At 48.6% G+C, this 11,372-nt stretch carries 17 protein-coding genes and 1 tRNA gene; 13 read left to right on the top strand and 5 right to left on the bottom strand.

Annotation, left to right across the window (positions count from 1 at the left end; genetic code table 11):
• The 9 genes from ACYU87_RS24405 to ACYU87_RS24365 form a co-directional block, all read left to right on the top strand.
• Positions 1–895: DNA topoisomerase (locus ACYU87_RS24405; protein ID WP_461136624.1), on the top strand; the 895-nt coding region annotated here is incomplete at its 5' end.
• Between the two features lie 130 nt (positions 896–1,025).
• A complete protein-coding gene (locus ACYU87_RS24400; RefSeq protein WP_461073732.1) occupies positions 1,026–1,601 on the top strand; it encodes a LytR/AlgR family response regulator transcription factor in 576 nt (191 codons plus the stop codon).
• 12 nt (positions 1,602–1,613) lie between these two features.
• Positions 1,614–2,213, top strand: coding sequence for a phage replication initiation protein, NGO0469 family (locus ACYU87_RS24395; RefSeq protein ID WP_461073731.1), 600 nt, complete (start codon positions 1,614–1,616; stop codon positions 2,211–2,213).
• Between the two features lie 184 nt (positions 2,214–2,397).
• Positions 2,398–2,805 (top strand): hypothetical protein, encoded by a 408-nt coding sequence (locus tag ACYU87_RS24390; protein WP_461116909.1) that lies wholly within the window; start codon positions 2,398–2,400, stop codon positions 2,803–2,805.
• Positions 2,806–2,995: 190 nt separating this feature from the next.
• The gene (locus ACYU87_RS24385) at positions 2,996–3,352 is read left to right on the top strand and encodes a DUF6922 domain-containing protein (RefSeq protein ID WP_461116908.1); all 357 of its coding nucleotides are present in this window, start codon (positions 2,996–2,998) and stop codon (positions 3,350–3,352) included.
• Positions 3,353–3,436: 84 nt separating this feature from the next.
• Positions 3,437–4,222, top strand: coding sequence for a nucleotidyl transferase AbiEii/AbiGii toxin family protein (locus tag ACYU87_RS24380; protein WP_461116907.1), 786 nt, complete (start codon positions 3,437–3,439; stop codon positions 4,220–4,222).
• Positions 4,223–4,235: 13 nt separating this feature from the next.
• Positions 4,236–4,511 (top strand): hypothetical protein, encoded by a 276-nt coding sequence (locus tag ACYU87_RS24375; RefSeq protein ID WP_461116906.1) that lies wholly within the window; start codon positions 4,236–4,238, stop codon positions 4,509–4,511.
• A gap of 114 nt (positions 4,512–4,625) precedes the next feature.
• Positions 4,626–4,874, top strand: a complete 249-nt coding sequence (locus ACYU87_RS24370) for a hypothetical protein (RefSeq protein ID WP_461116905.1) — start codon at positions 4,626–4,628, stop codon at positions 4,872–4,874.
• A gap of 135 nt (positions 4,875–5,009) precedes the next feature.
• A complete protein-coding gene (locus tag ACYU87_RS24365; RefSeq protein ID WP_461116904.1) occupies positions 5,010–5,303 on the top strand; it encodes a hypothetical protein in 294 nt (97 codons plus the stop codon).
• Positions 5,304–5,387: 84 nt separating this feature from the next.
• Here the strand turns inward: ACYU87_RS24365 and ACYU87_RS24360 are convergent, their stop codons facing one another.
• On the bottom strand, positions 5,388–5,777 hold the full coding sequence (locus ACYU87_RS24360; protein ID WP_461116903.1) for a hypothetical protein: 390 nt from the start codon (positions 5,775–5,777) through the stop codon (positions 5,388–5,390).
• A gap of 386 nt (positions 5,778–6,163) precedes the next feature.
• Between ACYU87_RS24360 and wrbA the strand changes: the two genes are divergently transcribed.
• The 3 genes from wrbA (at position 6,164) to ACYU87_RS24345 (ending at position 6,876) form a co-directional block, all read left to right on the top strand.
• On the top strand, positions 6,164–6,577 hold the full coding sequence (gene wrbA, locus ACYU87_RS24355) for an NAD(P)H:quinone oxidoreductase (protein WP_461116902.1): 414 nt from the start codon (positions 6,164–6,166) through the stop codon (positions 6,575–6,577).
• Positions 6,578–6,579: 2 nt separating this feature from the next.
• Entirely contained in the window at positions 6,580–6,765 is a 186-nt protein-coding gene (locus tag ACYU87_RS24350; protein ID WP_461116901.1) for a hypothetical protein, read from the top strand.
• Positions 6,766–6,800: 35 nt separating this feature from the next.
• A tRNA-Lys gene (locus ACYU87_RS24345) sits at positions 6,801–6,876 on the top strand.
• A gap of 324 nt (positions 6,877–7,200) precedes the next feature.
• Here ACYU87_RS24345 and ACYU87_RS24340 read toward each other — a convergent pair.
• Together ACYU87_RS24340 and ACYU87_RS24335 are read right to left on the bottom strand one after the other, a co-directional pair.
• Complete coding sequence (locus ACYU87_RS24340; RefSeq protein ID WP_461116900.1) at positions 7,201–8,475, bottom strand: PAS domain-containing sensor histidine kinase; 1,275 nt, start codon at positions 8,473–8,475, stop codon at positions 7,201–7,203.
• Positions 8,476–8,601: 126 nt separating this feature from the next.
• Positions 8,602–9,516 carry a PAS domain-containing protein gene (locus ACYU87_RS24335; RefSeq protein ID WP_461136623.1) on the bottom strand — a complete coding sequence of 305 codons (915 nt, stop codon included), beginning with the start codon at positions 9,514–9,516 and terminating at the stop codon, positions 8,602–8,604.
• Positions 9,517–9,941: 425 nt separating this feature from the next.
• On the opposite strand from ACYU87_RS24335, the gene ACYU87_RS24330 reads away from it, so the two are divergent.
• A complete protein-coding gene (locus tag ACYU87_RS24330; RefSeq protein WP_461116898.1) occupies positions 9,942–10,160 on the top strand; it encodes a hypothetical protein in 219 nt (72 codons plus the stop codon).
• Between the two features lie 53 nt (positions 10,161–10,213).
• On the opposite strand, the gene ACYU87_RS24325 is transcribed toward ACYU87_RS24330, so the two are convergent.
• Positions 10,214–10,729 (bottom strand): hypothetical protein, encoded by a 516-nt coding sequence (locus ACYU87_RS24325; protein WP_461136622.1) that lies wholly within the window; start codon positions 10,727–10,729, stop codon positions 10,214–10,216.
• Between the two features lie 68 nt (positions 10,730–10,797).
• Positions 10,798–11,001 carry a hypothetical protein gene (locus ACYU87_RS24320; protein WP_461116896.1) on the bottom strand — a complete coding sequence of 68 codons (204 nt, stop codon included), beginning with the start codon at positions 10,999–11,001 and terminating at the stop codon, positions 10,798–10,800.
• Positions 11,002–11,372: the final 371 nt, after the last annotated feature.

Below are 11,372 nucleotides of genomic sequence, written 5' to 3'. Positions count from 1 at the left end.
TATTTCGCCCGTAGCGGTTGGTACAACGCTGCGCGTCGATCAAATGCAGGGTAAACAAACCTACCGACAGCCCCCAAAGCGATTTGATGAAGCAACCCTGATTAAAAATATGGAACAGAAAGGGATCGGGCGACCATCTACCTACGCGAGTATCCTATCGACGATTCAAAAGCGAGGTTATGCTGAAACGGGCAATGTCGCTGCCCGAAAATTGCCGGCAACCCTCATTACGCTGAAACAGGGGTCGATTCGTACTACGACCGAGCAACAATCCGTTGGGGGTGACAAAGCCAAACTGGTTCCCACGGCTACGGGTATTCAATTAGCCGATTTTCTGGAAGCGAATTTCTCCCCATTAGTTGACTACGGATTTACGGCAGGTATGGAGAAACAGCTTGACGAAATAGTTGAGGGCAAAAGCAAATTTCTGACTGTTATTCAAAGCTATGATCAAATGCATCAGCGAATGATTGCCCATGTGGAAGCGACGCTTCCTGATGCCAAGCGGGAAACAGCTACTCGATTACTGGGGGAGTATAAGCAAAAACCCGTTCGGGTAGGCACCTCAAAACAGGGAACGTATCTTTTATATAACGATGCGTTTACGCGGGTCGAGTCGCTATCCGCCGATGAGCTAACGCTGGAGCTTGCTATTCCAGTGTTAGAATCAAGTTCTTCGACACCGGCTGCCAAAGGGCTTACAATCATTCACAAAGCCGGGAAATACGAAGTCAGAAAAGGGCAGTTTGGGTACTACCTAACGGACGGGGTTACGAACGCTAAACTGCCTAAGCAGTTTGCTACGGAAAGCCAGATGAAAACGATTAAGACCGCTGATGCACAGGCTATCATAAAAGCCTATCTGGAGTGGAAAAGGAAAGCCACTAACAAGTAGTCACTTTTTTTGCATTTTTTGAGCCGAAAAAAAAACAAAAATATCCTCAAAAAATGGTTTATTTGAAACCCAATGTTAAAGGTTAGTAGTCCATCGCCACTAAAATTCCCCAAAAAACGCTACTTTAGCCATGCACCGTATACGCCTTAATGCAACGATCCGGTATTTGAGAATTCCTACCTACAGTGGAAGTACCGAAAAAATAAGAGTAACGGATGAAAACGAAGAACGGCTTTCTTCCTGTAAGGGGGGTGAATCCGGTTCAACGGACGAGTTAGAATGGTTAACTGAAGCGACAATGCCAAACGATACACAAAATGCAATTATAGTTGGGGAGCCCGCTTATCTGATCTATCGAGAGGTGAACGTTAATGGCATTAAATCGGAGATGGAGCCCCTGCGCAATGAAGAAATTATTCGACTGGAAAGCAACGGCGGGTATTGTTACATTTATCTCAAGGATAACACCCGTTATCTATTAGCGATGAGTCTAAAATGGGTGTCAAAATACCTGCACGATTTTGTTCGAATTCACCGAACCCATGCGGTTAATCCGATCTACGTAAAGCAGTATTTACTGGATCACCAAAAGAGACAGAAAGACCGGTATTTGCTTCTGAAAACCGATGAGAAATTACCCTGGTCTCGACGCCACCTTCGTGAACGACGGCAGGATTCTCCCCAGTTATTTGATTTAATCCTTTAACTAAGACCGACGATGAGCCTTCTATTGCCAATCATTCAGCAAAGCCCAACTGACTTAACCACGGGTGAATACGTGGGCATTTTGTTTCGTATTGTTGAAAAAGGAACCCAGGAGGAGCTATTCAAACAAACGAATCAATTGTATCAACGGCCAAAAGTACTGTTGACTTGGGTGTTGCCGGATCAGTATGAACTCGTTCAAAAGCAACCGCGTCCCGTTTTGATCCATAAAGAATACACGCAATCACTTCGGCAAAGTTCGCACCTCTACCGGGATGTCATTGGAATGAGAGGCTATGACTTTTCTGAATCAGAGCTTACCTATCCGTTTGATCTGTTGTCGCTGTTAGGCACTCCCAGTCTTTTATCGGTACAGGTAACTAAGAAAGGGGAAACCTGCCATCCTGAATTAAAACAGATCCAACCACTCCCCGCTGACACCTGCGTATCCGATTGTCCATACGATTTATATTCGCTGACGTTTAAAGACTGGAATTGGGAATTATACGATGAGTTAAGCCAGAAGCTACAGCAGGAAATTGCCCGATCACCAGAGTATGCAAAACTGCCCGCCCGGGTGAATCAGCTTACCAGTGAAAAGCAGGATCAGTAGCAACGTTGTATCGATTAACCACCTTGACGAGCTCCTTGATTAAATCAAACCGTCAAATAAAAAAGGGGCGATAACCGGGATGAACTGCTAAGCGCTTGTGAGCATCTCGGCCGTATTAGCCCGATTCTTTTTCCGCTGGATTGTATATTAGATAGGGTAGAACCTTTTAGACGCCCGCCTGGTCATGAAACGCCTTTTTGAACCCCTGTCATTACCGTTTAAAGTGCCTAAGCTGTTTGCTATTCCCTACTACATACAGGCTTTCCTGGTAGGGGCAATTCGGCTCACCATCGCCATTCTGCTGGGACCAGAGGCTTATTTCATCAGCCGGCTTCGCATTGGTATGGCCATCAGCGTCTTCCTGGTGAAGATCGTCTTTGCTTTGTTTAAACAGGATGCAACCGGGCGGCAGTGGATGCTCTATTTAGCCATCGCCGCTGAAATCGTTCAAGTTGGGATGTCTCTATACGTTGGCTACCGACTAGCGAATGCCACACCGACGATTGAAGTGGTAGAGCAAGTTGACATTGTCGATGAACAGGGGCGGTTGATTACCACCTACGAAAAGAAAGTCTCACCGGAAGAATTATAGACCGAGCTTTCACGTGCCACCGTGGTCAACGCGATGGCTTTTTTTGTCCCCGCAGTAAAGCCCTTACGTCTGATAGCGCCCGAAATCTAAAAAATTAATAATTTCATTTGCTGGCCTATTTGGCGTGCTAAACTATTTTTTTTTTGGTCAATAAGACTTAGGTTTATTCATCCTTTTTAGTGTAAAGATCATGGCTTTAGATCATTCAAAACCTAACCTGGCAACCGGCAAGCCGGATACTTCCCGCAAGTCGCTGCAAATCACCACGCGCAGTTTATGGGGCTACGACGTCGACTCACTCAATATCGAAAACGATCAGGATCGCCAGACAATTATCGCGCGCGTTTTTGATGCGGGCACCCATGAAGATAAGCTGGCCATAATCGATTTTTTTGATCTGGAGACGATCAAACAAGCCTTATTGAATACCGCTGAATTGCAGTCATCGACCATCTCTTTGACGGCCATCTGGCTGAATCTAAAACCGGAAATGTACCGGGCTTACAAACGACTGGACTTATCACAGTTGAAGCATGCCTCGTTTTAACGCCATCAGGAGCCTGTTTGCCCACGCTTAATGCTTCCATACTGATCTTATGCGTAAGGCCAAGCCCATAATCAACTAGCCCGTATGTATCATCTCCAAACTATCGATGCAAAACCCTACCAGTTGCTGCAGGAATTGATGACGAATCGAGAGCTGGAGCAAGCCGGGTTTTTACTGTGCGGGGGTGGGGCAATTGCCCTGCACCTGGGCCACCGGCAAAGTACGGATATTGATTTGTTTACGCCTAAAGCCATTCCCGCCGAGGCCATGAAGAAATTCATGGAGCAAACCTTTGGCGCTCGTGTCGATGTGTATGCACAAAGTGATTTAGGTATTCGAGGTTTTTTGGATGGGATAAAATTTGATATGATTCGGTTTCCTTATCAAATGCAGCATGCCCCCCTTACGGAGCAGAACATCCGATTTCTGGATTTAAGGGATGCCGTGGCGATGAAAGTACATGCCGTGGCTAACCGCGGATTGCGCCGTGATTTTTACGATCTGGCGGAGATCCTCCAACGGATGCCCTTGAAAGAGGTACTCGAAAACTATCAACGTCAGTTTTCGCCCTCCCCGATGGCGATGAGCCATACCAAGCGGGCGCTTACGTTCTTTACGGATGCCGAAGCAGATTCAACCAAAGTGGATGTTCGAAACGGCAGGAACTGGGATCAGGTAAAGAAAATTATAGCACGAGCCGTTCAGCACCCCGCTGAACTACCAACGCTGAAGGCACCCCGTTTGCCTAAACCCGGGAATCCTCACCTGACCGACCTAAAGACATCTGCCCCCGGCAGGCCGCTCCCGAGTCAACAAAAAACGTCCTCTACTCAGGTATTCCGACCCATCAGTACCCGTCGAGTGACTTAACTTCCTTCTACTTATGTTAAACTATCCAATTATTACAGAAGCCTACCCGCAGGCTACAGTAATTGCCTTTACTGAGTATTACCATCCCCAGCTTCGTTGGCAACGAATTGATCAACCCGTCGACGCAATTTTGCAGTTCGATCAGTTTGACTCCCAAATCCGTCAGGTCATGGCTTACGGTGCCACGCAGTTAGGTTTTACGGTTCAGGACGAAAAACGGGCGCATTACACCATTCATGTATCAAGTAAAAAACTAACAGGTAGTGGCCGCATCAAAGCTGGCCGCTAGCCAGGTGTTACACTATCCAACAAGCAACGCGATTTCCCAATCGAAAACGACTCAAGAATTATGCTCACTAAATTGTCACTAGCGGCTGGCTTGTCCAAAGCGTTTGAATAAGTAATGCCGGAGAAATTCCAGCAAAGTGATACCACCGCCTACGCAGCGATACTTGATCAAGAAAATCACCTTTCCTTTAGCCCAAGTGTTTTTTATGATGACGATCATTCACAAGTGCCCTTCCCAACAACACCGTTAGCTACTGACAACAACGCTCGGATTATCGGTTATTTTTCGGCCATTCAGCTGGCGTGTTTTACAACGGAGGAACTGGCTGAACAAATTTCAGATGATCAGATTCCCTTTTCCTGATTGGATTCAGAACTAGAATGATGTCCAAAATTTTGGACAAAGCTAAAGCCAATAACAGGGGAGGGCTGATTAACTTCTCTGCCAACGACGCGTTGTTAACCCGTATTGGACAGCCCTGATAAGCGATATTTAGGTATGAGAACGACCGTTTTATACGACCTTAGTGATCGCTTTTTTGACTACCTGGAAACGATAGCTAACCAGTCGAGTCCAGTGCTGGCCTGTTCGACGGACGACATCCTGGACTTAATCAAACGAATTGAAGCGGAAGGATTTGTCGTACCAGCTTCTCTATCCATCGAGCAGGCGCTGGTGAAAGCCATTCATTATACAAATGCCAGGCTGTCCTCCTCCATGCGGATTGTTTATCGAGATGAGACCGTATTCATATTGACTGTCGTTTACCTTGAATTTCCCATCACTGGGTAGCTCTGCAAGAAGTAAACATTTTTAGCAATTGCCTAGACGTCTGCTCACTGCGCTTACTAGCGATTTTTGCGACATTCCCTGTCATTATAGTTTCTTGCCGGTTGCTGCAGCTCCGTTACCGAATCGAATTTCTACTGCTGTGATTTGCCCCCCAGGAGCTTGGGTGAACACTAGATGCGCTTCTTCACCAACAACTTCAAATTTATTAGGGCCAATTTCTCTTAGAGAGGCTTTTGCCGTCTCGTTGGGAGGTAAAATATACAGTACGTTGGTCACCAAACTCACCGTTAATTGCTGACCTGGAGCTAGTTCGTAGGTTCCCACGTAGCGGTGGAGCGAATCCGATTTCTGCTGAACGGGATAAACAAAATGACTGGTGGGTCCATGATGAAGAGACTGATAACTAGATGCAGTAGAGTTGAGAGCTATACCCATCAGGCTAAAGGTGAGGCTGAGACCTAGTAAAGAGTTCATAGATAGCGAAAAATGGTTTGTTTACCCGCTCTTCTAGTCAACTTTCTTGCCAATCTTAATTGTCTGGTAAACAAACACTTATTCACGATTTCTTGCTGGTCTCAAGTGCATTATCGCACCATCTGTGTGAAAACGAACCGACTAGATTCAGATTGCTCCGCAGCTTTGATCGTAAGAGCGTTTTATAGGTTATTGATAGTTTACTTTCTCTCAAGTACCATCAGTCACTGTTGACTTAGCGCCTCAGAGAGCGAATGAATTTGGCGTCAGATTTGATTAAGCCAAATCACCCCGAAAGACGGCCATGCGGTTTTGCTTAAACAATGCCATTAAGCGATGGGTTGATAAAGCGCTTTATCTGATGCGCAACATCTCAATCTGTATTTATGAAAACGCTTGTCGTATTTTACTCTACCTATGGCCACGTCTGGACCCTGGCCGAAGCCATTGCAGATGGGGCTCGCCAAATCGAGAACAACGAGGTGGTCGTTAAACGCGTACCGGAAACACTGCCCCCTGAAGTACTGGATAAAACAGGAGCTACCCAAGCCCAGCAGGCCTTCGCTCATGTGCCCATCGTCACACCCGCTGAACTGGTTGAGTATGACGCGATCTTGTTTGGCACACCCACCCGATACGGCAACCTCTGCGGCCAGATGCAGGCCTTTATGGACAGTACGGGCAGTCTGTGGGCCAGCGGGGCTCTGGTAGGCAAGGTAGGCGGAGCGTTTGTCAGCACGGGGGCCAGGAGGAGACCATTCGCGCCTTCCATACCGAGTTGCTACATCACGGGTTTGTAATTGTGGGCTTGCCATACGCCTGGCAGGGTCAAATGGGTCATGCGGAGGTAACCGGCGGCACGCCTTATGGGGCAAGCACGGTCGCCGGCGGCCAGGGCGAACGCCAGCCCACCGCCAACGAGTTGGAAGGGGCTCGCTTCCAGGGCCGACACACCGCTGAAATAGCTCGTAAACTGGCACTCAAATAAGAACAAAATGGTTCTTGTAGTACCATGTTTAACATGACTCCGTAGCTCAGTTGGTAGAGCAATTGACTCTTAATCAATGGGTCGACAGTTCGAACCTGTCCGGGGTCACCAATAAACACAACAGGCCAGCTACAACACAATGTGTTGTAGCTGGCCTGTTGTGTTTAGTCCCATTGTTAAAATCAAACCAGCGTTTCGTGACACAAAAAAAGCCCCACCGGTTGAACCGAAGGGGCTTCGAAATTAGGTAACAAATTTAAAACGTTCGTTAACTGAGTTTATTGTGTAGTTTGAAAGAGAGATAGATTATTTAGCACTTCTTTTGCCAACTTTATTTAGGGGTTATTAAGGTAGCGTTATGCGAGATTAGGCAAACGGATGATTGCCCGTCAAAACCAAATTGCTTCGATCCTTTTCAGATAGAACGACCACTCGCTAGGCGGGTAAGTACACCAAGAAGGTAGCGCCCTTGCCGGGCTCACTCGTAGCGGTGATGGCTCCTCCATGATTGGTCACCACCTTCTGCACAATGGCCAACCCGATGCCCGTACCTCCAAACTCGTTCTTGCCATGCAACCGTTGAAACACTTGAAACATGCGCTCCAGATACTTCTCATCAAAGCCAATGCCGTTGTCGGCTACTTCGATGCAGTGATAGGTTTGGGCGTATCGAGCAGGATGTAGGGATGGGGGTAAATCGCTTTCAGCGACTAGACTGGCCTTAACCCGGATTTGAGGGGTAACCAGCTCCCCGCCTGGGTTGGTACGCCGAAACTTGAAGGCGTTGGACAACAGGTTCTGAAACAGTTGGTCCAACTGGGACGAGTCCCCCGGCACCACCGGCAAACTAGTCACCTCCACCTGCGCCCCACTTTCCTCCACCACGACCGATAAGGTATCTAACACCCGGCTCACCACCTGGTTGAGCGCCACGGGTTGGGCAATCACCTGCGTGGTGGAGATGCGCGAGAAGGCTAACAAGTCTCGAATCAACACTGACATGCGACTGGCGGCGGTCTGCATCCGCTCTAAGTAAGCCACCCCATCGCCCAGCCGGTCCCCATACTGACTCTTGATAAGATCACCAAACTGCTGGATCTTGCGAAGCGGTTCCTGCATGTCATGGGAGGCCACATAGGCAAACTGCTCCAGGTTCTGGTTTGAGCGTAACAGGTCATGATTGGCCGCTTCCAGGGCTTTGTTGCTGGCCACGAAGTCCTCGTTGGTCGTTGTTAATTCCTCATTGGTGGACGCCAGTTTATCATTGCTGGCGGCTAACTGCTCAGTACGTTCAAGCACCTGCTCTTCCAGGTGCTCGGCTAGTTGACGGTAGCGAGCCTCACTGTCTTCTGCTGCCCGTTGTGCCAGAATCTGTCCGGTGACATCGATGCTAATGGACAAAATGGCATAGACCTGACCGGCTGGGTCAAACAACGGGCTATAGCTGAAATTATAATAGTTGTTGGTGAGTATGCCTTCTCGAACGACTTGAACCAGTGACCCATAACTTTGAAACGGCTTCCCCGAGGTGTAAACGTCTTCCAGAATCTGCAGATAAGCCTGGTTTTCGGTGGTTATTTCGGGCATGGCTTCCCGTACGGGCTTGCCCACAATGTCCCATCCTTTACCCACAATGTCAATGAAGGCTTGATTGGGACTCTCAATGATCATATCCCGTCCCACCACCAAGCCGATACTAGCCGGAGCCACGGCAATCACCGCGCGCAGTTTAGCCTCACTGGCTTCCAGCTGCTGATGAATTAGCCGCTCCTGCTGATAACTGACTCGGAGTTGTTCATTAATGGCGGCTAGTTCCTCATTAGCCGTTGCCAGCGCCTAGGTGCGCTGGTGCACCTGGGCTTCCAAGCTTTGGGCTAACTCACGATAGCGGGCTTCACTGGCGGCCAGCTCCTGGGTGCGCGCCTGCACCTGCTGCTCCAGCATCAATTGCAACTCGCGTTGTGGCGTAATGTCCATGACGGCACCTTCAACGCAAAAGGGTTGGCCGTCTTCATTTCTTCTGACTTGCCCGATGGTTCGTAAGCTATGTCGGACGCCTGTTTGTAGGTTATGAATCGTGTACTCAACTTGATACGAGCCGGGTGCGCCGGGCTCAAGAGCCTGGGCTAGTACTTGACCGACCCGCTCCCGATCACTCTCCAGGATGGCCTTCATGGATGACTCGACATCGGTTTGCTCCGAGAGTCCATACCACTGGGCAACCCGGGCTGATTTAACCATTTGAAAGGAAGCTACATCAATTGTATAGGATCCTAATTCGGCCAGATCAATAACAGCTTGTAAAAACTGCTGATTTTCCTGGAGAGCTTGCTGGGCTTGTCGCTGCTCGGTGACCTCCTGCGCCACGCCCGCAAAGCGATAGACCTGCCCGTCGGGGGTCAACTCGGCCCTCCCTATGAAACGAACCCACCGGAGCAGGCCATCATCTGCCCCCACTGTTCGATAGGTCACATCATACTGCCCGTTCGACTGACCCGAGAGCACCTGTTGAACCGCTAGGTCCACACGGACCAGATCGTCGGGATATATATACTGGATAGCTTGCTCATAGGTAAGCGGATTGTCGTTAGCCAGGCCAAATAACTGACGGCATCGGTCATCCCAGAGAAGTTGTTTCGTGACCGGGTCCAGCTCCCAGAGGCCCAGACCGGCCGTCTGGAGGGCAAAATTGATATCAAGTCGCTGAGTAAGAGTAGCAGGGGTATTGGAAGGCTGTTGCTGGCCGTTCATAGAAAACTTGTTGTAGACTAATAGGCAATTTAAGCTAAATTCTTCTAGTCTATAGTCTTACTGATATAAACAGAGATAAGTGGTTTTGATCGAACTGACTCTACCGATAAAGGGTCCCACAAAACGCCCTTTTATAGAGATGGATACCATGATTGTTCTACTAAAGTCAGTTGGTTTGAATTTCAGTCTCTACATGTCATCTCACTAAACAAAATTAGAATCTCATGTTTAAGCTGAGTTCGTGACCGGGCCGCCGGGCGGACTGATTTTTTCCCAAATGACGAAAAGGTCAGTAAGTTGACGTTTTTCTAAGCAAATGGGTCAAAAGGCGGACGAGAAGGTTATAGCTTCGCAAGAATACTATCCAGGGTGCTTCCTTTCCCGCCGGGAAGACCTACCAACAACAGTGTAACTAACTTTGAATTATGAATGAAGAGGAAGAAGCACTTATAAGCTGGTTCATCAGCAAACAATGGCCCGCTACGTACCATAAAATATCGGCTTGGGAATCGACTGATAATCTGGCCAGGACCATCACTACAACCATAGAAGCTGCACGACAAGGTAATGCAAATTCAGTGGAGGTACTGAAACGCCTTAAAACTTCACTAGACAAACAGCCCGCTGGAATTAACGCATCATGAATAACCGAACTGGCTTTCATTGAACTTACCGACGCTAACAAGATGAGTCCGGTTTAGTATAAGTACATCGTCGTGCCCCGCACCATCTGATCAAGGCTCGTGTGGGCGTAAATCTGATCAAAGCCGTCCTCGACAGCCGAGGGTGTCGGGTAGCGGGCCAGCTGCTCTTGGCTAACCTGCCGGAGTTGGGTAATCAGCTCGGGCCGCAAACCCATGAATCGTATCCCTTCGATGATATTGGAGCGCGCATTGAGCAAGTAAAGCGTCAAGCCGTTGGCGTCGCTCTTGATCCAGTCGGCGACCGCATCCGGATCGATTTTACGGATATTAAGCGGAAGCTCAAAGCTGAAGTGGCCAGGGAACTCGATTAGAAAAGACGGCAGGCCCTCCCGTTCGTAGAGGCCGTAGCGAAGCAGACCCCGGTTGAACAGGGCGCGGTCGTCGACGGGGTTAAGCGTGTAAAACAGGATGTCGAACAAGCCCACCGTCATCATGGCTTTAATCGATTCCTGCCCCGTGGCCTGGTAGCGATCGATCGGAAATGGCCGACCTATGTCAAAACTCATCATAACGTGTTGCCTGTTTTAGCCTTTCGTGTTGCTGGTCGATCAGTCTCCATATAATGCACTAAATGGTCCTACTTTACCCGTTCGATCCGGACGCAGTTGACGTACACCTCGACCCGTTCGAGGAGTCGGTAAATCGCAACTGGATAGGCGGTATTATTCTGCAAGTTTCCTTCATATAAAACTTCAGCCATTAACCTACCCTCAACCAGTTGCTCGGCAATATGCCAATTGACGGCCTCCTGGCTGGCGATATTCAGGTGATAAAAACTCACCAACAAATTGCCATCGGGGACGGCCCGCCGCAGCGGTTCCGGTTAGCCGAAATTTAACGACATTTTTTATTCCACTATCCGTTCTCATGCAGTTCCAATATGGATTGTAAACGTATGAATTGGCGATGGCCGTTCAGGGTAGTTAGAATGTGGTCTGCACGCGTTTATCTATAGTTTTTGGGTTTTCTCAAGCGCTCCTTCCCGCGGGTTAAATCTCGGAATAATCCCCGTATGAACCCGAGGCTTATCAACTTTTGTCGACATCACTTCACCAGCTTCATGAGTGAAGAATGAACGAAGCCCGGATGGGCAAGTCGGAATACGTTCGAAATAGAGGCCCTACGGGCCTACTATAACAGGGTAAAGGGTTG

The sequence above is a fragment of the Spirosoma lituiforme genome (assembly GCF_054776635.1).
This window is presented reverse-complemented; position numbering and strand designations above follow the sequence as displayed.